Origin of the sequence: Brevibacillus sp. AG162 (assembly GCF_006715575.1) — a bacterium.
GTDB lineage: Bacteria > Bacillota > Bacilli > Brevibacillales > Brevibacillaceae > Brevibacillus > Brevibacillus brevis.
In genome coordinates this window covers 615,033-635,763 of the sequence record NZ_VFNO01000001.1, presented here as the reverse complement: position 1 = coordinate 635,763, position 20,731 = coordinate 615,033, and the positions used below count along the sequence as shown (strand labels likewise).

22 protein-coding genes are annotated in these 20,731 nt (G+C 46.2%); all 22 read right to left on the bottom strand.

Annotation, left to right across the window (positions count from 1 at the left end; genetic code table 11):
• Positions 1-22: 22 nt before the first annotated feature.
• The 22 genes from fliY to topA all read right to left on the bottom strand — a co-directional run bounded on the left by fliY (position 23) and on the right by topA (position 20,720).
• On the bottom strand, positions 23-1,384 hold the full coding sequence (fliY, locus tag FB479_RS03155; RefSeq protein WP_142062361.1) for a flagellar motor switch phosphatase FliY: 1,362 nt from the start codon (positions 1,382-1,384) through the stop codon (positions 23-25).
• Positions 1,377-2,372 carry a flagellar motor switch protein FliM gene (fliM, locus tag FB479_RS03150; protein ID WP_017249321.1) on the bottom strand — a complete coding sequence of 332 codons (996 nt, stop codon included), beginning with the start codon at positions 2,370-2,372 and terminating at the stop codon, positions 1,377-1,379. The genes fliY and fliM overlap by 8 nt, the downstream gene beginning before the upstream one ends.
• Positions 2,373-2,411: 39 nt before the next feature.
• Entirely contained in the window at positions 2,412-2,867 is a 456-nt protein-coding gene (locus tag FB479_RS03145; RefSeq protein ID WP_007719300.1) for a flagellar basal body-associated FliL family protein, read from the bottom strand.
• A gap of 15 nt (positions 2,868-2,882) precedes the next feature.
• Positions 2,883-3,104: a flagellar FlbD family protein gene (locus FB479_RS03140; protein WP_142062358.1), complete on the bottom strand. Its 222-nt coding sequence runs from the start codon at positions 3,102-3,104 to the stop codon at positions 2,883-2,885.
• Positions 3,105-3,174: 70 nt separating this feature from the next.
• Positions 3,175-3,993: a flagellar basal body rod protein FlgG gene (flgG, locus tag FB479_RS03135; RefSeq protein ID WP_106653460.1), complete on the bottom strand. Its 819-nt coding sequence runs from the start codon at positions 3,991-3,993 to the stop codon at positions 3,175-3,177.
• A gap of 101 nt (positions 3,994-4,094) precedes the next feature.
• Positions 4,095-4,490 carry a TIGR02530 family flagellar biosynthesis protein gene (locus tag FB479_RS03130; RefSeq protein WP_106653459.1) on the bottom strand — a complete coding sequence of 132 codons (396 nt, stop codon included), beginning with the start codon at positions 4,488-4,490 and terminating at the stop codon, positions 4,095-4,097.
• A 24-nt stretch (positions 4,491-4,514) separates the two neighbouring features.
• Positions 4,515-5,738 (bottom strand): flagellar hook-length control protein FliK, encoded by a 1,224-nt coding sequence (locus tag FB479_RS03125; protein ID WP_142062355.1) that lies wholly within the window; start codon positions 5,736-5,738, stop codon positions 4,515-4,517.
• Between the two features lie 61 nt (positions 5,739-5,799).
• Positions 5,800-6,702: a MotE family protein gene (locus FB479_RS03120; RefSeq protein WP_106653457.1), complete on the bottom strand. Its 903-nt coding sequence runs from the start codon at positions 6,700-6,702 to the stop codon at positions 5,800-5,802.
• An 11-nt stretch (positions 6,703-6,713) separates the two neighbouring features.
• Positions 6,714-7,160, bottom strand: coding sequence for a flagellar export protein FliJ (fliJ, locus tag FB479_RS03115; RefSeq protein ID WP_142062352.1), 447 nt, complete (start codon positions 7,158-7,160; stop codon positions 6,714-6,716).
• Position 7,161: 1 nt separating this feature from the next.
• Complete coding sequence (gene fliI, locus FB479_RS03110; RefSeq protein ID WP_106653455.1) at positions 7,162-8,481, bottom strand: flagellar protein export ATPase FliI; 1,320 nt, start codon at positions 8,479-8,481, stop codon at positions 7,162-7,164.
• A complete protein-coding gene (fliH, locus tag FB479_RS03105) occupies positions 8,478-9,296 on the bottom strand; it encodes a flagellar assembly protein FliH (RefSeq protein WP_106653454.1) in 819 nt (272 codons plus the stop codon). Before fliH ends, fliI begins: the two co-directional genes overlap by 4 nt.
• Entirely contained in the window at positions 9,280-10,293 is a 1,014-nt protein-coding gene (fliG, locus tag FB479_RS03100; RefSeq protein ID WP_007719331.1) for a flagellar motor switch protein FliG, read from the bottom strand. Before fliG ends, fliH begins: the two co-directional genes overlap by 17 nt.
• A gap of 12 nt (positions 10,294-10,305) precedes the next feature.
• Positions 10,306-11,895, bottom strand: a complete 1,590-nt coding sequence (gene fliF, locus FB479_RS03095; RefSeq protein WP_142062349.1) for a flagellar basal-body MS-ring/collar protein FliF — start codon at positions 11,893-11,895, stop codon at positions 10,306-10,308.
• Positions 11,896-11,925: 30 nt separating this feature from the next.
• Positions 11,926-12,222, bottom strand: a complete 297-nt coding sequence (gene fliE, locus FB479_RS03090) for a flagellar hook-basal body complex protein FliE (protein ID WP_017249332.1) — start codon at positions 12,220-12,222, stop codon at positions 11,926-11,928.
• Between the two features lie 18 nt (positions 12,223-12,240).
• On the bottom strand, positions 12,241-12,699 hold the full coding sequence (gene flgC, locus FB479_RS03085; RefSeq protein ID WP_106653452.1) for a flagellar basal body rod protein FlgC: 459 nt from the start codon (positions 12,697-12,699) through the stop codon (positions 12,241-12,243).
• Between the two features lie 2 nt (positions 12,700-12,701).
• Positions 12,702-13,115 carry a flagellar basal body rod protein FlgB gene (gene flgB, locus FB479_RS03080; protein ID WP_106653451.1) on the bottom strand — a complete coding sequence of 138 codons (414 nt, stop codon included), beginning with the start codon at positions 13,113-13,115 and terminating at the stop codon, positions 12,702-12,704.
• 374 nt (positions 13,116-13,489) lie between these two features.
• Positions 13,490-14,269, bottom strand: coding sequence for a GTP-sensing pleiotropic transcriptional regulator CodY (gene codY / locus FB479_RS03075; RefSeq protein ID WP_106653450.1), 780 nt, complete (start codon positions 14,267-14,269; stop codon positions 13,490-13,492).
• A gap of 40 nt (positions 14,270-14,309) precedes the next feature.
• On the bottom strand, positions 14,310-15,707 hold the full coding sequence (hslU, locus tag FB479_RS03070; RefSeq protein ID WP_304488795.1) for an ATP-dependent protease ATPase subunit HslU: 1,398 nt from the start codon (positions 15,705-15,707) through the stop codon (positions 14,310-14,312).
• 20 nt (positions 15,708-15,727) lie between these two features.
• Positions 15,728-16,270, bottom strand: coding sequence for an ATP-dependent protease subunit HslV (hslV, locus tag FB479_RS03065; protein ID WP_015891764.1), 543 nt, complete (start codon positions 16,268-16,270; stop codon positions 15,728-15,730).
• Positions 16,271-16,285: 15 nt separating this feature from the next.
• The gene (gene xerC / locus FB479_RS03060) at positions 16,286-17,227 is read right to left on the bottom strand and encodes a tyrosine recombinase XerC (protein WP_106653448.1); all 942 of its coding nucleotides are present in this window, start codon (positions 17,225-17,227) and stop codon (positions 16,286-16,288) included.
• A gap of 61 nt (positions 17,228-17,288) precedes the next feature.
• Positions 17,289-18,602: an FADH(2)-oxidizing methylenetetrahydrofolate--tRNA-(uracil(54)-C(5))-methyltransferase TrmFO gene (trmFO, locus tag FB479_RS03055; protein WP_142062342.1), complete on the bottom strand. Its 1,314-nt coding sequence runs from the start codon at positions 18,600-18,602 to the stop codon at positions 17,289-17,291.
• 39 nt (positions 18,603-18,641) lie between these two features.
• A complete protein-coding gene (topA, locus tag FB479_RS03050) occupies positions 18,642-20,720 on the bottom strand; it encodes a type I DNA topoisomerase (RefSeq protein WP_106653446.1) in 2,079 nt (692 codons plus the stop codon).
• Positions 20,721-20,731: the final 11 nt, after the last annotated feature.

Here is a 20,731-nt window from a genome sequence, read left to right as displayed (position 1 = left end):
TAATGCTTCCCTCTTGATTGGATTATTGTAATTTTTGAACACGATCTATCTGACTGATGATGTCTGTAACACGAACCCCAAAGTTCTCATCAATGACGACAACCTCGCCCTTGGCAATTAATTTGTTGTTCACCAAAATGTCTACATGCTCACCTGCCAGCTTGTCCAACTGTATAATCGATCCAGCGGACAAGTCAAGGATTTCTCTAATAAGCTTTTTCGTGCGGCCTAACTCAACTGTGACTTGCAATGGAATGTCGTGAAGCAAGTTTAAGTTCTGTATGTCTCCTGTATACATAGGAGCACCTCCAAGCGGAGCAAATTGTGCTGGTACTACATTCGCCTGACTTGCTGCAGGACCTCCGAAATGCTGTGGTGTTGGCGGAGCCATTGGAGGCTGCTGATACATACCTGGGTACGGAGCGTAGCCTGGTGGCATCATTTGTTGTCCATACGCGTCAGGATACATCGGCGGCTGTCCTGGGTAGCCCATTGGCTGAGCGTAACCCGGTGGTTGCTGATACATCGGCTGTTGCTGTGGTGGCGGCGCTACAGGCGGTACGTGGCTCTGTGGTTGCTCTTGCACACTTGGCTGGATAGAAGGAGCCGACAGACTCATAGCAGGCAGAGAAGGCATCTCTATCTCATCTATGAGGGCCGCCACTGCTGCTTCATCCTCTGAACCTCCCACTAGTCTATCAATCATCTTTTTCGCAAAGGAAAGCGGGAGAAGCTGCATAATATTTGAATCGATAAGTTCGCCTTGCTCTCCTACCTTTAAGCGGAAAGATACTTTCACTAGAGGACTGTCATCATCAGAGAAGCTGTCCCCACCCTTGCCTTGCGCCAGATCCATTACGTCGATGCCTGGTGGCGTAATATTAATGAACTGGTTGAAAATCGTCGACATGGACGTAGCAGCGGAACCCATCATCTGATTCATTGCTTCCTGAACCGCGCTGATATGAAGCTCAGACATTTCAGTGTTCGCCGGTCTGCCGTCTCCGCCCATCATCAGATCCGCGATAACTGCAGCATCTTCCATGCGAATGACTAACAGGTTAATTCCTTTGAAACCATCTGTATATTCCACGTGGACTGCCACGTGAGGAATCGGAAATTCGCTTTCCAATTCATCGACATTGACTACCGAAACAGTAGGGGTTGTAATATCTACTTTTTGACTTAACAAAGTAGATAACGCAGTAGCTGCGCTCCCAAAGGAGATGTTACCAATTTCTCCGAGTGCATCCTGTTCAAACGGGGACAGAAAATCGGCAACATCCTGGGTCACTGCCGACACAGCTTCCTCTTCGTCCTCAACCAAGTTGTTCGCACGTAACAGCGCGTCAATCTCGTCTTGAGAAAGCATATCTCTACTCATTTTGTTCCTCCCCCTCCTCTATGACTTCATCAATCTGTACAGCGACTCTTCCTTTAAGTGTTCCTGGCTGACCCAAGAACTTTAAGTGGTCGCCTACTTTAATTTTCAACTTATTGTCGATCGATTGATCTAATTGAATGACATCGCCTTTTTGTAGCTGCAGGAAATCTCCTACTGTAATCGTAGCTGTTCCCATTTCAGCAACAATCGGCAATTTTGCAACTTTTACTCGCTCTTCTACACGGAGACGCTCTTCTTCATCCCGCGTTTTCTTTTGTTTGGAGAACCAGTATTGTCCAGACAGCTTTGTCATGATTGGTTCCAGTACCACGTGAGGCAAACAGAGATTGATCATTCCCGTTGTATCGCCGATTTTGGTACTAAAGGAGATTACCACGACAATCTCGTTAGGTGAGACGATCTGCATGAACTGTGGATTCATCTCCAAGCCTTCCTGGTACGGATCTAGCTCAATGATTTGCTTCCATGCCTCGTGGAAAGTATCCAGCGCTTTGCCGAATACGCGTTCCATCACCGTTGTTTCAATTTCCGTAAGGGCGCCCATCTTTTCCGGAATCGCCCCCTGTCCTCCCAGAAGTCGATCCAGCATGGTATAGGCGATGTTTGGATTCACTTCCAAAACCATTCGTCCTTCCAGCGGAGGAGCTTCAAAGATGTTCAAGATGGTCATCTTGGGAATAGAACGTATAAATTCGTCATACGGCAATTGATCGACGGAGGCAACCGTAATTTGCACGAAGGTACGGAGCTGAGCTGAAAAATACGTAGTCAACAGCCTCGCGTAGTTTTCATGGATTCGCGTTAAACCACGGATCTGATCTTTTGAGAACCGCAGGGCGCGTTTGAAATCATATACCTTGACTTTACGCTCAGTTTCTTCCTTTTTCAGCTCGTTGGCATCCATTTCGCCCGAAGATAGGGCGGCCAACAGCGCATCAATCTCACTCTGTGAGAGAACCTCGGCCATATGTCGTCACCTCCTTGCTATGTATACCATAATCGCTTCCTATGACAAGACGCGTTTGGTTGTCACTACTTGAACAATCTTACCTTCTTGCATCAGGGAGCTGATTTCATTCATGATTTTTGCTTCCAGCTTGTTCACACCTTCAGTTCCTTTTATGTCTTCTGGTGTCAACCCCGCCAATGTTTTAATAATCACCTGATTGACTTGCGGCAAACGCTGCTCCAACTCTGTTTTGGCATCAGCACTGTCCGCCGTAATGCTAAAGCGTACAATCATGTAATTATTTGTTAGCAAGTTCGTAGTAATTTCGCCCGTGTCAACGGAGAACTCTTTCATTTCCTCTGCCGTGAGCGGCTTCACTTCTTGCTCTTCCGTCGTGGCTGTTTGCGCAGCCGGAGAGAGATACGTTTGCCAGAGAACGAACGAGATCACTCCCAGTAGCGATATCGCGATGATAATGATTAGAGCCATGTTAAACAATCGATTTTGAAACATCGCTAATGCCTCCCGCTATTCATTTGAATCACCCGGCATTTTCGGTACAGATGCTGCCGGAGGAACATTATGATAAAAAGCCTGAACACGTTCAGCGATGGATTCCACCGAATCCTTCACGATGTACTTTCTGTCGTTGAACAGCGTGATTACGCTATCCGGAGTTGCTTCAACAGTTTCAATGTGAGTGATGTTCAGATAAAATGTAGTGCCGTTAAACCGCGTTAACTTAATCATTGGCTGCTCCTTTCCGGATCAAGCTGGGGAAGGCTTAGAACACATCCCCAGCTATTTCCGTTAAACGAAATTATCGTTTCAGGTTCACCAGTTCTTCCAGTACGGTGTCAGATGTCGTGATGATCCGAGAGTTTGCTTGGAAACCGCGTTGTGCCACGATCATTTCTGTAAATTCTTCAGAAAGGTCAACGTTGGACATTTCCAGTTGTCCCGCGATAATGCTGATTCGTGCATCTGCTGGAGTAGCAGGAGTCATTGGATCATCATCACGTGCACCGGCGTTCACTGTGTTTTCGTAGAGGTTGTTGCCGATCTTCTTCAAACCACCTGGGTTGTTGAAGGTCATGACGCCAATGGTATTGTCCGAAGCAAGTGCTCCAGTATCATCCACAGTGGTAATTACGCCATCCTTGCCAATGGAGTAAGAAACAATTCCATCTGCTTGGTTGATTTGGATTGGAGCCGGGTCAGTGTTCATCAGCTTCATTCCTTGAGAGTTCACCAAGAAACCTTGGGCATCACGAGTGAAGTTCCCAGCACGCGTGTAATAGATAGTTGCCCCATCATCCGGACTGACCATGAAAAACGCGTCCCCTTCGATGGAAAGGTCTGTCGGCAGGTTCGTTGTCATTGGGCTACCAGCAGAGAAAACCGTATCAATCGAAGCAATGGAAGAACCAAGGCCGATTTGCGTCGGGTTTGTACCGCCTTTCCCACCATCTGTAGGAGCACCGGCCCCTTGTACGTTTTGGCTCAAAATATCTTGAAACATCACACGCCCCTTTTTAAAGCCAACTGTGTTTACGTTCGCAATATTGTTACCAATAACGTCCAATTTCGTTTGAAATCCACGCAAGCCTGAAATACCTGAATACATAGATCGAAGCATACTAACTTCCCCCTTTACCTTCTCATTTACAGCGGCTACCTCTGTCAGTCGGTAGCCGAATGGGCTTCCTCAAAAGGAGGTCCAGCCCAGTAAACAGCCACCTACACGAAAATGGCACTGTCAATGTTAGTAAATACGTTGTCCTTCATGCTGCCATCGTCCACGGCGGTAATAATTTTCCGATTTACGATGCTCACGACGTAGGCCACATTATCCATCATAACGAGAGACTCTCTGGCGCCTTTGGCTGCTGCTTTTTGCACAGCGGATTCCAAACGCTCCATCTGCTGTCTTTCTAGCGTAATGCCCCGCTCCTGCAAGCGATTGACGGCATGCTGGCTAAAGCTAAGTGGTTGAGTCTTGGTTGCAGCGCCAATCGATTCCGTCAAATACTCCTGAAATAGCTTGTTGTTTCCTGGAGCAGTTTGGGTAGTAGCTTTTGCGACGTGATTCGTTTTCGGAGGAAAATAGGGTTGCCCCACACGAAAATGGTTCATGGCGCTTCCTCCTTATATCCAATCCTAGACGATGTCGTCAATGCCGCGAGCCGTTTCCCGCAATCGATTCCATAGCACTTCTGTCGATTCATTACTGTCTACCAGGGCATCGAGAGCAAATTCTTGCTCGTCTTTATCTTGCTGTTGTCGATTCTCTTGTTGCTGTCGCGCTTGTTCACGCTGCTGTTGGAAGTTAAAAGCTGTATCCTGCTGCTGGTTTACCTCCAAGCGATCAACCTGCAAGCCTTGTTGTGTCAACGCAGCTCGAAGCTGCGGAAGCTGATTGTCCAGCATTTCCTTTCCAGCCTGTGTTTCAGCATGGAACTGTGCTGTAATCACGCCATTTTGGGAAGTAATCGTTACATCTACTTGGCCCAAAGATTGTGGATTCAGAATCAGCCTTGCCTCATGTACGCCATTGTGTTGCGTCAACTGCATTTTGGACACGAAAAGCTGCGTGACTTGCTGTGTCAATTGATTGGCGTTCACATGATGAGTTGGAACCGACTGTTGCTGAAAGGTCTGTACAGATTGTGTCTGCGCATTAGATGAAGCAATAATCGGCGTCTGACCATTTCCATTCAACATGCCCTCTTGTGCATTGCCCTCTTGATTCAAAAGGCCGCTTTGAAGGGTAGACTGTACTGTCTGGGACTGAATCCCTGCCTCTAGCTTGTAAGCCGAGAGACCTTGGTTCAACCGCAGTGGAGAAATCGTTTTAAACGTGTCCTGCTGGGTTGTGTTCATGTTTGCTATCACATCGGATCGCAAGTTCAGTCCACTTCGTTTTGACTCCTCAGCATTTCCTTTTTGATTCTTCAGGGATTCGAGAAGAGCTGCCAGCTTGTCCAGTTCGTTTGGCGTCGCTTCCCCTTTTTTCAGGTTAGCTAGAATCTGCTTCAAATCCTCACTTACTTGACCAGCATTTCCTTGTGCTTTACCCAAGAGTTGTTCAATTGCAGTTGCAAATTTTTCTTGGGCGTCAGGCGGTAATTCATCTTGCGTAGTTTGACCAGAATTAAGCAGTTGGGCAAATAATGCCATGAGATCAGCTAATGCTAGCATTTCCTCATCACTTAAACCCTCTGGTGCCACCATAGTCTCTTCTGCGGTCCCCACCTGATCCAACACCTGCATCAATTGCATGGAAAACATTTGACCTAAACCAGTTCCTCCCGCATTTGCTACAGGTGTCGCTGTAACAGATCCTGCTGATCCTACGGCAGGAGTCAAATTGGCCACATTCATCTCGTTCACCTCCTCTTTTTGAATTGTTGCTTATAGGAACGAAAACAGATGATTGCTCAATCTATTTTCGAAGCAACTCTGTCGTAATGCGAGCCGCCAGATTGTCTTTTTCTTTCTTGTCGTCATTGGCGATCACTGAGAGAGTTTGTGCCCGTTTATCCGCAGGCAAATCTTTCATTAAAGCAATGGCTTGCCCCTTGTTAGTATTCATGAGTGAACGAATGATAGCAGCAGCATCCGCTGGCGGCAATTGAGTAAATGTGTTCTTTAGATCCTCATTCGATTCAGACCCATCACGTGTATTGCTGAGCGCCTTTGTAAGAACATCTACACGTTGTTGTAGAGCAGCAATGTCATCATCTTTGTTCACTACTGAATCTTTTAACAAGATGGAAATATCCGCGGCTTTCTTCGGTTCCATCTTGGCCAAAATGTCGGCTTGTTGGGCAGGTTTCATTTTGGTCATGACCGCCACTGACTCTTCCAGCTTGAGATTTCCAATGATGGCTGCCGCATTTTTTGGCGACATGGTTGTATAAACTTTTGCCAAATCAGCAAACTGCTTCTGACGTTCTTCCTCAGTCGCACGTTTGTCTTCCATTGCCTTGTTTACATCATCAAGCTGTTTTTCCAGCGCCGCAATGGTAGCGTCTTTCCTTGCTGACTCTTCTTGTAAAGTGGCAATCTGCTGCTGGTTTTTTGCTTGATCTTGCTGTAGGGTTGCCACTTGTTTGTCCATGTCAGGTTGTTCTTTTGAGTCGGGAGTTGCTGCATAGTCGTCCGGGACTAATTTTTCCACGTACGGTATGGAGTTTGCCCAGTGGAGAACAGTCCCTAACACGTTTACTCCGAGCAAGCTCAGGAGCACACCGCCAAGGAGGCTGGCAAACAGTGCAGGAATGACAATCATATAAAAGAACCATTCCCACCTGCCGTATTCCCGTTCTTCTTGGATTTCTTCCATTTGGACCTCCCTCAGTAGCTTCGGCGAAGATAGAGCTGCGTACCGATCTCATCCAACTCTTTTTGCTCTCTTTGCTTCTGGTTGTCCAGAAATTGGTGGAGCGACTTTTCCCGAAGGCGTTGCCATAGTTGGGACTCTTTCATACGTTCCGTCAATCGTGACTGACAGCGTTCCACATCCTGTTCACAACCGTGCAAGGTACGTTGCTGATTCTGGATGGATCTTGCAACAGATTGCTGATATTGCGTAATGGAAATGAGCTGCGCAGCACTGCATGTCTGCATCTGTACTTCCTGGAGCTTCATCGTCATCTCGTCATGATGCTCGGTTAGTTGAGAAAGCTTCCACTCTTCTTCGTTTTTACGCTGGATCGACTTTCCGAAAGCCCACTCTGCTTGTTCTTTTTCTTTTTCCTTTAAATCAAGAACCTTTTGGAGATGAAACTGAAAAACACGCACGTTAGTTCACTCCTCCGAAATGAGCTGTCAACGCTTGGATAGCGCTCTGTAAAGTAGATGGCTCATGCGTTCCTTGTGCCGTAAAACCAGAAATGATATCACGATAGCGAATAGCCGCATCGATTTCCCGATTGCTTCCCGGCTTGTACGCCCCAATATTTATGAGGTCCTCCGCTTCACGAAACGTAGCCAAATGCTTTTTCAGTTGACGAGCAGCATCCAAATGGTTACTATCGACGATTTCATTCATGACACGACTTACACTCGCCATCACATCAATAGCTGGAAAGTGACCTTTGTGAGCGATTTTTCGGTCAAGAACGATGTGACCGTCCAAAATCCCCCGCGCCGCATCCGCAATCGGATCGTTCATATCGTCAGAATCAACCAATACGGTATAAAAGGCTGTAATACTTCCCTTGTCCGCTGTTCCTGCGCGCTCCATCAGCTTTGGCAGCATCGCAAACACCGATGGCGTATAACCACGCGTAGCCGGCGGTTCTCCAATTGCCAAGCCCACTTCACGTTGTGCCATGGCAAAGCGCGTGACGGAATCCATCATGAGCATGACATTCATTCCACGATCTCGGAAATATTCCGCTATGGAAGTCGCAATCATTGCTCCCTTGATTCGAATCATGGCAGGTTGATCGGAAGTAGCTACGACAACAACAGACCGCTTTAGTCCTTCTTCCCCAAGATCGCGCTCAATAAACTCCATGACTTCACGGCCACGCTCTCCAATGAGACCGATGACATTGATATCTGCCGTAGTATTTCTGGCGATCATTCCCATCAATGTACTTTTTCCTACCCCTGATCCGGCGAAGATGCCGACCCGCTGACCTTTCCCGATGGTAAGGAGACCGTCTATTGCTCTAACACCTACACTCAATGGTTCTTGAATGCGTGGTCGAAGGATTGGATTTGGCGGCATATTGTTCGTAGGATAGGACGTCAACCCAAATGGGAGTGAACCTTGATAGGGGCGGCCCAGTCCATCGAGGATCGAACCCAATATTTCTGGTCCAACTTTTACATCTAACGAACGTCCTGTCGCAACCACATCACAACCTGGACCAATTTCGGTCAATTCACCTAATGGCATTAACAGCACTTTGTTTTCCCGAAAGCCAACGACTTCTGCGATGATCGGTTCCTTTGTGTTAGTCGGATATAGATGGCATATCTCGCCTAATTTCACTTCAGGTCCTTGCGACTCAATGGTAAGTCCAACAACCTGTGTCACTTTGCCATTCACGCGCATCGGATCTAATCCATGCAGCATGTGCTTGTACTTCGAGAGATCTAGGATGCTCATGGAGCCTCACTTCCTCTGGCAATCGTAAGCAGCGCCTGCTTAATCTCCTCCATTTGTGTATCGATGCGGGCATCGACACTTCCCAAAGCAGTACGGATGACACATCCGCCATCTTGTACTGTATAGTCAGGGTAAATGGAGAGTTCTGCTTGTCCGTCCAACAATTCCAGAAAACCAGCACGATGCTCGAGCACATAATCGAAATACTTATGGTTGACGCACACAGTAATCTCACCATGAACACGGGAACGGCGGAGTGCTTTTTTGGTCATTTCCAGGACCTGCTCGGGATGCTGTTGCAATTCCTGTCCAATGATTTTTTTAGCGATTTCCATACTGAGTTCCACTACAAAAGGCTCTGCCTCAGCTATAATCTGTTTTTTCTCAGCAAACGCCTGTTCCATAATGGTTTTTGCTTGGCTGAGTGTAGCTGTTTGCTCCTCGTACGCCTCACGTTTACCCGCTTCGAAACCTGCCTCGTGCCCTTCCGTTATAGCCTGCTCTTGTACTTGTTGAAACAGTTGCGCAGCTTCCTGACGCTTTTGTTCCCACCATTCTTCCATCTGAGCAAGCGTCTCTTGTCTTACTTGCTCTGCTTGCTCAGCAGCTTGCTGCAAGATGTTTTGCGCGGTTTCTTCTGCATCTGAGATGATCGTTTTTGCTTCGATCTCAGCTTGATTTAAAATTTCTTGATTTTCTTGCAACCTTTCGGCAACTTCTTCCGTCTTAAGTGGTACAGGCGTTACCGAGAGGAGAAAAGATTCCTCAGAAGGCCGATAATTGGCGCTTTTGATGATCCTAGACAATGATATCATCTCCTCCACCGCGGGCGATGATGATCTCACCAGCCTCCTCTAAGCGACGGATAATTGCAACGATACGAGATTGTGCCTCTTCGACGTCGCGAAGGCGAACTGGGCCCATAAACTCCATTTCTTCTTTGAAGGTATCCGCCATCCGTTTGGACATGTTCCGGAAAATAACTTCCCGAACTTCTTCGCTGGATACTTTGAGAGAAAGTTGCAAATCGGCATTTTCCACATCGCGGATAACGCGCTGAATCGAACGGTTGTCGAGTGTAGCAATATCCTCGAAGACGAACATACGCTTCTTGATTTCTTCTGCCAACTCTGGATCTTGAATTTCGAGGGAATCCAGAATCGTGCGTTCGGTTCCACGATCGACACCGTTGAGTACAGCCACGATCGCTTCGATCCCGCCTGCCTGCGTGTAATCTTGGGTAACAGTGGCAGAAAGCTTTTGCTCCAATACCTGCTCTACTTGAGCGATTACTTCCGGTGAAGTACTGTCCATAGTCGCAATACGTTTCGCAACCTCTGCTTGACGTTCTTGTGGAAGAGCGGAAAGGATCATGGCTGCTTGTTGAGCCTCCAGATAAGAAAGCACCAAAGCTATCGTCTGCGGATGCTCATTTTGGATAAAGTTAAGGATTTGACCTGGGTCAGCCTTTCTAGCAAAGTCAAACGGTCGAACTTGAAGGTTTGCCGTCAAGCGATTGATAATATCCATCGCTTTGGTCTCACCCAAAGCTTTTTGCAATATTTCTTTGGCGTACGTAATCCCGCCTTGTGCAATTACCTCTTTGGCAACTGCTATCTGGTGAAATTCAGATAAAATTTTATCTTTTTCATCTGTATCCACTTTTCGCACATTGGCGATTTCTAATGTCAGTTGCTCGATCTCATCCTCACGCAAATGCTTGAACACCTGGGCAGAAACTTCTGGCCCGAGTGAGATGAGGAGGATAGCTGCCTTTTGTCGTCCTGACAACTCTTTAGCGCCGCGAGCCATACCATTCACTCCTTAATCTTCTGCTAACCAAGTACGAAGCAGAACAACAAACTCATCTGGTTTGCTTCGCGCCAATTTTTCAAGTTGCTTTCTGACCACTACCTGGTCTCCATCTTCTTGGTAAATCAAGTCTGGTATTTCGGCCGCGTTTAACGGTGTCAGCAAGTCTGGCAATTCCTCTTCTTCTTCTTGTTGCTTCGCTTGACTGCGTCTGCGATAAACGAGGAAGGCAACAGCAGCAAGTGCCAAGACTGCAATACCACCAACTGTCCAAAGAACAGCAGGACTTAATGCACTGGAATCCTCAATCTCAGCTTTTCCTGAGAACTGACGAGGGAGTACAGAAATATGCTTGTCCAACTCTGCATCCGTTAAATCAGAAGCCTGATCACTTAAAGTGACTCGAACAACATTGCGCAACACTTGCTTGATGCTCTCGAGCGTAGCAGCATCCAACGTTGCACCATCTGGCGGTTCTACCCCAACGTTGATTGTGATGTCTTCGATCTTGTACGGGCTTGATGTAACATTTCGTGTGATGCGATTTACTTCACGGTTAATCGTATCATTCAACTCTTCGTATTGACTGTTACTTCCTTGCGGGGTAGCTCCCGGGTAGTTAGGAACTGCATTGTTATTGGTTCCTGCAATTCCCCCTGGAGGTTGACCTTGCCCAGAGAAGGCTTTTGATAATTTTTGAGAAGAAATGATAAGTCCTTCGTTATTCTCTTTGTCAGGTGCCTCGACTATGTTCTCTACGCGATTTTCTTTGTCAAAGTTCATTTTGATGAACGTATGGACGATGACTTTATCGCGTCCCATGATTGTACCCAACAAATTGTACAGGTTTTGTTGAATTTTCTTTTCAACATCTGCCTTGATTGTTTCCTGTTGCTTAAAGCTACTCAATGTGCCTTCGTTTTCATTGCCTTCGGAACGTTCCAGCGGATTGGAATACTGGTCTGTAATCGCGATCGCTTCCATCGGCAATTTCGGAACGCTTCGGGAAACAAGCAGATAAAGCGAGTTAATTTGCTTTTGATCAAGCGTTGTTCCAGGTTCAACATCGACGATAACGGAAGCAGTCGCTGTATCTGGAGTCTCTGTCACCCAAACGCTTTCCTGCGGCAATGTAATCATCACTTGTGCGGAGCGTACACCTTTTACACGTTCCAGCATCTTGCGCAGCTCTTGTTGTAAAGCCTCTTTCTTCATGACATCAAATTGGCGATCTGTAACTCCAAGGGTACTGGAGAAAATTTCTGCATTAATTCCTGCCTGACTCGGAATACCTTGTGCAGCCAAATCGACAATGACATCTTGTGCCATCTTTTCTGGAACCTCGATACTTGTACCATTCCCCGTGATACGATAAGGGATTTGTGAAGCTTCCAACTCTTGCTTGATCGTCCCGATTTCTTGTTCACTCAATTTTTGGTTGTAGAGTGGTTTGTACACCGGCTGAGAAGCGATGTATATGTATAGACCAAGAGATATCAAGAGGAAGAGCGAAATACCGAGAATCATCCATTTTTGTTTCTTGGAAAATTGGTTCCATTTTGACGTAAACTGGTCTTTGTATACTGCTAAACGTTCGTTCATGTTTCACCTCTCAAAGGATACCAACAACGATCAAATCGACATGCGCATGATTTCTTGATAAGACTCAATCATCTTGTTCCTGACCTGCATAGTCATTTGTAGCATCACGGAAGCTTTTTGACCTGCAACAGTCAATTGGTGCAAGTCGGTAATTTCTCCCGCTGCAAACTTGTCGGCAAGATTCGACGATTCTACTTGCGCCTGATTCACTTTATTCATGGCATCCGATAGAAACGATGAGAATTCTTGGGAAACTTCAGCTGGGGTTGGCTTGTTCACACTCGGTGTACGAATTGGCGTTAGTTGGGAGATTGCACTCATTTCCATACCTTACTCTCACCCGCTTTACTTGATTTCCAATGCTTTTAGCATCATCGATTTGGAAGCATTCAATGCTGTCACGTTGGCTTCGTATGATCTTGATGCGGAGATCATGTCCACCATCTCTTTCATCGGGTCGACGTTCGGCATCAAGAGATATCCGTCTTGATCTGCATCTGGGTGAGATGGATCAAACACTCGCTTAAAAGGAGTATTGTCTTCTTGAATCGCTGTGACCTTCACACCTTGTCCACCTCGACTTCCTGAGACCGTCCCTACGGCTGCTTGCAGGAAGTTATCAAATGTTCCATTTGTTTGAGGTGACAACTCCACCATTTTTCTCCGATATGGCTGCCAGGCGCCATCTACGAAGTTTGCTCGAGTGGTTTCCGCATTCGCAATATTGGAAGCAATCGTATCCAATCGCAAGCGGTTAGCTGTTAAGGCAGAAGCACTTGTGTTAATTCCCTGAAACAAGCTCATCCTTATTTACCTCCACCCTCAATTACACTGCGTAGCTTTTGAAAATGTCCTGCTGTCAATTGCGTCAAACCGCTGTACCAAATTTGGTTTTTGGCCAATTCTGTTGTTTCTGTTTCCAAGTCAACATCATTGCCACTGTTCTGAATGAAGTTATTCGGATTGGACACAACCTGTGGTACTGCAACGCCTCCTGCATTTCCAAACGGGAGGTGTCGTTGATTGGTCCGATACGCTTCTAACTTGCCATGTCCCGCTCTTGCGTTCAACTCATCTTGCAAAAAGCTCTCAAAGATGACTTGTTGACTTTTGAATTGAGGGGTGTCTATGTTGGCAAGGTTGTTTGCGATCGTTCTATGTCGCAATGTTGCAGCGTCGAGTGATCTCTCCAGGACCTGCAGATGGTAACTATCCAGCATTTTTCCTTCTCCCCCAATATGAGTCAATTGTTTTCCCTAAAACCACCTATATTTCCTGTATTTTCGACACCCTAATACGATTCAATCATAGCAAAATCAATTTGGACAAAAAAGCCCCTTTTCATGACGTTTTTCAAAATGATTCAATGGGACTAAATCCCTTATCTTTCCTGTTTTTTTACTGCATTTTACAAGGAATCCATATTCAAACCATTGCCTATTTCGTAGCAAGCATAAAAAATCAATATATAATTTATGGTAATAATGTGTCGTTTTTTGCAATAATTAGGACTAAAGTCCCATGAGAAAAGGTGCAGCAACATGGGTTGCTACACCTTTTGTTTACTTTCTTGTAACTTTTGGCAAGGTATATATTACGAGGTTTTGAGCTTCTCGAGCTCAGGCAACAGCTTTTCATTCAGCACTTTAATGAAGGTACCTTTCATCCCCAAAGAACGGGATTCGATAACACCCGCACTCTCCAGCTTACGCAGTGCGTTTACGATTACGGAGCGAGTAATTCCTACGCGATCCGCGATTTTGGAGGCAACGAGCAAGCCTTCTTTGCCTTCGAGCTCTTCAAAAATATGTTCAACTGCTTCCAACTCACTGTAAGAGAGGGAACCAATCGCCATTTGTACAACCGCTTTGCTGCGTGCTTCCTCTTCGATTGCTTCAGAACGCTCGCGCAAGATTTCCATACCTACTACAGTTGCCCCTACTTCTGCAAGAATCAGGTCGTCATCGACAAATTGATCGTTAATACGACCCAAGATCAGCGTACCGAGACGATCTCCTCCACCCATAATTGGAACGAGCGTCGTCCAACCTGTACGGAATACTTCTTTCATTTCAACTGGGAAAATGGTGTATGGACTATCTACATCCAGGTTAGCAGATGTTTCATCTACTTTCAGTAACCCCATGCTGTACTCTTCTGGAAAGCGGCGCTCTTCCAGCATTTTCTGCATACGGCTGTTATCCATCTCTTGATGAATCGCATAGCCAAGAAGTTTTCCTTTGCGGCTTACAACATAAGTATTTGCTTCAATAACGTCACTCAAAACTTGGGACATTTCATTGAAGTTCACGGCATGACCCGCGGATTTTTGCAACATGCGGTTAATTCTTCTTGTTTTTGACAGTAGATCCATCTGTATTTCCTCCTAATTATATGTGCTGCCTATCCAATGTTTATAAAATATATTGACTCAAGTCTTTGTTCCCCGCGATTGTACCTAATTTCTGTTTGACATAATCGGGGGTAATCTGTACAACTTCTAGGTGGATTTCTGGGGCTTCAAAAGAGAGATCCTCCAGCAGCTTCTCCAATATGGTGTGCAATCGTCTAGCACCAATGTTATCTGTGCTCTGATTGACCTCAGCAGCGAGACGAGCGAGTTCCTGAATGGCTTCTGGTGTAAATTCAACACGCACACCTTCTGTTTCCAAGAGGGCCACGTACTGCTTAAGCAACGCGTTTTTAGGCTCAGTCAAAATTCGGACAAAATCTTCAACGCGCAAGCTAGTCAGCTCCACCCGAATCGGAAAACGACCTTGCAATTCAGGAATTAAATCTGATGGTTTTGCCATGTGAAAAGCACCAGCTGCAATAAACAGAACATAATCTGTTTTGACAGGACCATACTTGGTCATGACAGTTGAGCCTTCCACAATCGGTAAAATGTCACGCTGGACCCCTTCACGGGATACATCCGGGCCACGCCCATCCTTACCCGCAATCTTGTCAATTTCGTCAATGAAGATAATACCGTGTTGTTCGGCTCGACGAATTGACTCCTGCGTAACTTCGTCCATATCCACCAGTTTTTGCGCTTCCTGCTGAATTAATACCTTTCGCGCATCTTTTATTCGCAATTTTCGTTTCTTCATCCGCTTAGGCATCAGGCTACCGAGCATATCCTGCATTTGCATCCCCATTTGTTCTGTACCCGGAACCTGGAACATGTCAAACATCGAAGGTGATTGATCTTCGACTTCAATCTCAATCATTTGCTCTTCTAACTGGCCATTCGTCAATTGCCACATGACTTGTCTGCGTTGCTGCTGGATTGACACTTCTTCTTGATCAGAGGTATCCTGCTGCTGTTGCTGCTGTCCACCGAAGAACATCTCCAACGGATTTTTGAACGAGTTCGACTGCTTGCGAGATGGGACAAGTACGTTCACAATCGCTTCATTCGCAAGCTTCTCGGCTTTCTCTTTCACCGACTCTACTTTTTCCTGTTTGACCGTACGGATAGAAGCTTCGACCAGATCACGGACCATCGATTCCACATCTCGTCCTACATAACCGACTTCCGTAAACTTCGTTGCTTCTACTTTAATAAAAGGAGCACCTGTCAGTTTTGCAATCCGACGTGCAATTTCCGTTTTTCCAACACCAGTAGGTCCGATCATCAAGATGTTTTTTGGAACAACCTCTTCAATCATTTGCTCTGGCAAACGACTGCGACGATAGCGGTTGCGAAGCGCTACAGCGATGGCTTTCTTGGCTTGTGCCTGCCCGACAATGTATTTATCCAAATGCTCTACGATCTTACGCGGGGTTAATTGCTCAAGATTCAGCACAGTAGGTTCCTCCCTTTCGCTCAATTCAACTCATCCACAACAAGATTGTTGTTTGTGAACACGCAAATTTCAGCAGCGGTACGAAGCGATGCTTCCGCAATTTCACGTGCGCCGAGATGAGGCGCATATGTTTTCAATGCACGACCTGCTGCAAGGGCAAAGCTACCGCCAGAACCAATTGCAAGAATCCCATCATCAGGCTCAATGATTTCGCCATTTCCGGAAATAAGCAGCAAATGCTCCTTATTGGCAACAATCATCATTGCTTCCAAACGACGCAAAATTTTATCCATGCGCCACTCTTTCGCCAGCTCTACAGCAGCTCGCTGCAGATTCCCGTGATACTCCTCCAGCTTTCCTTCAAACTTCTCAAAAAGCGTAATCGCATCAGCAACAGAGCCAGCGAATCCTGCTAAAACTTCGCCGCGATATAGACGTCTTACTTTTTTGGCACCGTGCTTCATTACCATGCTGTTGCCAAAAGTAACCTGACCATCTCCGGCCATCGCTACAGACCCATTGTGCTGTACAGCAAATATGGTTGTTGCGTGAAACTGTTCCATCACTGATTCCTCCCGTTATGTCCGATTGGCGGAACCTGTATTGCCCGGGTTTGCTCGTGGGTGAGCGGTGTCATATACATGCCGAAGTCGCTCTTTGGTTACATGCGTGTACACCTGTGTCGTCGAAACATTGACGTGTCCCAGTAATTCTTGCACGGTACGCAGATCAGCGCCGCCGTTTAACATATGGGTCGCAAACGTATGACGAAAGGTATGTGGTGAAACCCGCAATTGAAGAGCGTACGTTTCTACGTATTTGTCTACAATCCGCCGAACACTGCGGTCGGATAACGGTTCTCCCCGATAATTAACCAGCAAATTGCCGTGTTCTACTTTTCCAGCCAACAGTTTTTCTCTTCCATATTCTAGGTATTGCCGAAGAACGTCGCAGGCATAACTTCCAACCGGCACATACCGTTCTTTCGCTCCTTTTCCATAAACCAAGGCGACTCCCATGCTCGGATTCACATCATTCACAGATAAAGTGGTGAGCTCCGTAACACGCATGCCGCTTGCATACAACAGTTCAAAAATCAGCCGATCACGAATTCCCAGTGGAGTGGTTGTATCAGGCAGATCGAAAAAAGCTTGAACTTCTTGCGGATATAAAAAGGAAGGAAGTTTCTTCTCCATTTTGGGAGTGGAGACTAGTTGAAATGGATTCTGTTCCAGTTGACCTTCACGCAACAGAAATCGGTACAAGCTACGCAAACTGGATAGCTTGCGGGCAATACTTCGCCGGGAAAGCCCCCTGCCAGCCAATTGCGCGAGAAAGGAGCGACCATGCAAATAAGAAACAGCAGCAAATACGGGGATTTGGTGCTGTTCCATAAAGGAGACAAATTCGCTGATATCTGCCACATACTGCTTCACCGTATGAGGAGAGGCGTTTTTTTCAACTCGCAAATAGCGGGTAAACATCTCAATATCCGCAGAATTTTGATGCGAAATGTCCATACGGGATGCACCCTCCTCGAAGCACCTATATAGTAACACAGACGAAAATCGGATATCAATGTTAATTGTGTCGTTCTTGTGTAAAATTCTGAATTGTATCTAGCGCCCGTTCAGCGAGCTTTTCATTTTTCAAACGCTTGTCTCGGATTCTTTCTGGCCATTCCGGTACCAACCCGAAGTTTGCGTTCATTGGCTGGAAATGCTTTGGATCTGCCGTTGTAATGTAACGAGCCATGCTGCCCATAATGGTTTCTGGCGGAAGCTCGATCAATTCTTCCCCTTTTGCGAGTCGTGCTGCATTGATCCCCGCAAGCAAACCAGATGCCGCTGACTCCACATATCCCTCTACACCAGTCATTTGACCTGCGAAGAAAAGAGTTTCCCGATCTTTATACTGATACGTAGGCTTCAACAGTTTTGGCGAGTTAATAAAGGTGTTACGGTGCATAACACCATAACGAACGATTTCGCAGTTTTCCAACCCAGGAATGAGTGAAAAGACTCTTTTTTGATCTGGCCATTTCAGGTGGGTCTGGAAACCTACGATGTTATACAGTGTCGCAGCACTATTGTCCTGACGAAGCTGTACAACCGCATAAGACTTTTTGCCTGTCCGCGGATCAACCAGGCCTACTGGCTTCATGGGACCAAATGTCATGGTTTTGTGCCCACGCTTTGCCAATACTTCAATCGGCATGCAGCCTTCGAAGAAGATTTCCTTTTCAAATTCCTTCAATGGAACTGTTTCTGCAGAGATCAGCGCATCATAGAAACGATTGAACTCCTCTTCTGTCATCGGGCAGTTTAGGTAGGCTGCTTCCCCTTTATCATATCTGGAAGCAACGAATACCTTGTTCATATCAATCGAGTCTTTCTCGATAATGGGCGCAGCCGCATCATAGAAGTACAGATATTCTTCACCCGTCAGTTCTTTTAACTTTGTAGACAAAGCTGGAGAAGTAAGTGGCCCCGTCGCAATTACTACGATCCCATCAGGAATTTCGGTAATCTCTTCCGAAATGACCTCAACCAAAGGATGATTACGAACAGCATCTGTAACATGAGCCGCGAATTCGTGTCTGTCTACGGCAAGCGCGCCTCCAGCTGGAACCGCGCAACGATCTGCCGCATCAATAATGACAGAGTTCAATCGACGCATTTCTTCTTTTAATACACCCACTGCATTCGTCAACGTGTTAGCACGCAATGAATTACTGCATACCAACTCTGCAAATTTATCGGTATGGTGAGCAGGTGTTTGTGTCTTCGGTCTCATTTCATATAGCTTTACTTTTACACCTGCCTGCGCGATTTGCCATGCTGCCTCACTACCAGCGAGGCCAGCGCCCACTACTGTAATTGTTAGTTGTGACATGCTGTTAATCCTCCAAACTACAAAATCGAATCAGGCTGCTTAGGAGTCTGCCTCTTCTTGATAATCACACTTGGTGCAAACAATGCTAACTCCTTGCTTCTTGCGCTTTTTCTCCACGAGCATGCTGGAGCATTTTGGACAAGGTCTGGCAATCGGTTTGTCCCACGATACAAAATCGCATTCCGGATATTGATTGCAGCCGTAAAAAATACGACTCTTCTTAGATTTACGTTCGATAATCTCTCCGGTTTCACACTGCGGACACTTTACGCCGATTTCTTTTACTATCGGCTTCGTATTACGACAATCTGGGAATCCGGAACAAGCTAAAAACTTGCCAAATCGACCAAGCTTATAAACCATCACACGGCCGCAAAGCTCACATGATTCATCCGATTCTTCGACTTTCAGCTCTACTTCTTTCATTTCTTCTTCTGCAACAACTACGCGCTTTGCAAAGTCTTGATAAAAATCGTCCAGCACCTGCACCCAATTGGTGGTGCCTGCTTCGATATTATCTAGACCCGACTCCATATGCGCAGTGAATTCTACGTTGAGAATCTCCGGGAAAAACTCCTCGACAAGCGTGATCACAATCTCGCCCAATTCAGTCGGGACAAATCGCTTCTCTTCCAATGCCACATAGCCCCGCTTTTGAATGGTCTCTAATGTAGGCGCATAGGTAGACGGACGTCCAATTCCCATCTCTTCCATCGTTTTAAGCATGCGCGCTTCAGAGAATCGAGGTGGTGGCTGTGTAAAGTGCTGACTCGGCTCGATTTCTTTTTGTTCGAGGATTTGTCCTTCTTCAATGGGCGGAAGGAAGCTTTCTTCTTCTGCGCCATCATCGTTTCCTTCAATATATACCTTCATAAATCCAGGGAACTTCACTTTTGATCCTGTTGCTCTGAAGGTAACTCCACCTGCGTCAATATCTACGCTCATCGTATCAAGAACAGCGGATGACATTTGACTGGCAAGGAAACGCTCCCAGATTAATCGATACAAGCGCAATTGATCTCTCGACAAGTATTCCTTGATCTCATCTGGTGTACGCATCACACCTGTTGGACGAATCGCTTCGTGAGCGTCTTGAGCATTTTCGTTTTTCGCCTGATTGCGTGGCTCAGATAATACATAGTCTTGCCCATATTTCTCAAGTATGTATTCTCTTGCTTCGTTCTGTGCTGTTGCAGATAGGCGAGTAGAGTCTGTACGCATATAGGTAATCAAACCAACTGCGCCTTCTTTATTGCCAACGTCAATCCCCTCATAGAGCTCTTGAGCAATTCGCATGGTCTTAGAAGTGCGGAAGTTCAGCTTACGCGCTGCCTCTTGCTGTAAAGAACTCGTGATAAAAGGAGGTGCAGGATTGCGCTTACGCTCACGCTTCGTTACCTTTTGTACCACGTAGGGTTTGTTCTTCATTCGTTTCAATACCGCTGCTACATCATCTTCCGAATGAAGCTCAACCTTTTCATCGCCATAACCATAGAACTTAGCGTTAATTTCTTTTCCGTCGCTAATTAATGTACTCGCAATCGTCCAATACTCTTCCGGGATAAACTCTTGGATCTCACGCTCACGATCCATGATAAGCTTAACCGCAACCGATTGAACACGTCCGGCACTCAAGCCTTTTCGAACCTTTTTCCATAGAATTGGACTGATATTGTAGCCCACGAGTCTGTCGAGAATGCGACGTGCCTGTTGAGCATTTACCAAGTCCATGTTTATGTGTCGTGGATGCTTGAATGCTTCTTTGATGGCATCTTTGGTAATCTCATTAAATACCACACGAAGCGGTTGATTCAAATCAAGTCCCAAGTATTGTGCCAAATGCCAAGCAATTGCCTCCCCTTCGCGATCCGGGTCGGCTGCGAGATATACTTTTTTTACTTTTTTAGCAGCATCTTTTAAGCCTTTCAATACATCGCCTTTGCCGCGAATGGTTATGTATTTGGGTTCAAAATTACGCGTAACGTCTACACCCATTTGACTTTTCGGCAAATCGCGTACATGCCCGATAGACGCTTTCACGATATATTTACTACCCAGGTATTTTCCAATGGTTTTGGCCTTCGTAGGGGATTCTACGATTACTAGCGTATCAGCCATTTTTTTCCTCC

Excerpts from the sequence above, each read along its gene's own strand:
- topA (WP_106653446.1), bottom strand. The coding sequence starts at position 20,720 with ATGGCTGATACGCTAGTAATCGTAGAATCCCCTACGAAGGCCAAAACC.
- hslV (WP_015891764.1), bottom strand. The coding sequence starts at position 16,270 with ATGGAACAGTTTCACGCAACAACCATATTTGCTGTACAGCACAATGGG.
- FB479_RS03140 (WP_142062358.1), bottom strand. The coding sequence starts at position 3,104 with ATGATTAAGTTAACGCGGTTTAACGGCACTACATTTTATCTGAACATC.
- trmFO (WP_142062342.1), bottom strand. The coding sequence starts at position 18,602 with ATGTCACAACTAACAATTACAGTAGTGGGCGCTGGCCTCGCTGGTAGT.
- flgG (WP_106653460.1), bottom strand. The coding sequence starts at position 3,993 with ATGCTTCGATCTATGTATTCAGGTATTTCAGGCTTGCGTGGATTTCAA.
- FB479_RS03145 (WP_007719300.1), bottom strand. The coding sequence starts at position 2,867 with ATGTTTCAAAATCGATTGTTTAACATGGCTCTAATCATTATCATCGCG.
- FB479_RS03130 (WP_106653459.1), bottom strand. The coding sequence starts at position 4,490 with ATGAACCATTTTCGTGTGGGGCAACCCTATTTTCCTCCGAAAACGAAT.
- flgC (WP_106653452.1), bottom strand. The coding sequence starts at position 12,699 with ATGAGCTTGTTTCAGGGAATTAACACAAGTGCTTCTGCCTTAACAGCT.
- codY (WP_106653450.1), bottom strand. The coding sequence starts at position 14,269 with ATGGATCTACTGTCAAAAACAAGAAGAATTAACCGCATGTTGCAAAAA.
- fliI (WP_106653455.1), bottom strand. The coding sequence starts at position 8,481 with ATGAGCATCCTAGATCTCTCGAAGTACAAGCACATGCTGCATGGATTA.
- fliH (WP_106653454.1), bottom strand. The coding sequence starts at position 9,296 with ATGATATCATTGTCTAGGATCATCAAAAGCGCCAATTATCGGCCTTCT.
- fliF (WP_142062349.1), bottom strand. The coding sequence starts at position 11,895 with ATGAACGAACGTTTAGCAGTATACAAAGACCAGTTTACGTCAAAATGG.
- fliE (WP_017249332.1), bottom strand. The coding sequence starts at position 12,222 with ATGGAAATGAGTGCAATCTCCCAACTAACGCCAATTCGTACACCGAGT.
- FB479_RS03125 (WP_142062355.1), bottom strand. The coding sequence starts at position 5,738 with ATGAATGTGGCCAATTTGACTCCTGCCGTAGGATCAGCAGGATCTGTT.
- fliM (WP_017249321.1), bottom strand. The coding sequence starts at position 2,372 with ATGGCCGAGGTTCTCTCACAGAGTGAGATTGATGCGCTGTTGGCCGCC.
- flgB (WP_106653451.1), bottom strand. The coding sequence starts at position 13,115 with ATGCTGGATAGTTACCATCTGCAGGTCCTGGAGAGATCACTCGACGCT.
- fliY (WP_142062361.1), bottom strand. The coding sequence starts at position 1,384 with ATGAGTAGAGATATGCTTTCTCAAGACGAGATTGACGCGCTGTTACGT.
- xerC (WP_106653448.1), bottom strand. The coding sequence starts at position 17,227 with ATGGACATTTCGCATCAAAATTCTGCGGATATTGAGATGTTTACCCGC.
- FB479_RS03120 (WP_106653457.1), bottom strand. The coding sequence starts at position 6,702 with ATGGAAGAAATCCAAGAAGAACGGGAATACGGCAGGTGGGAATGGTTC.
- fliG (WP_007719331.1), bottom strand. The coding sequence starts at position 10,293 with ATGGCTCGCGGCGCTAAAGAGTTGTCAGGACGACAAAAGGCAGCTATC.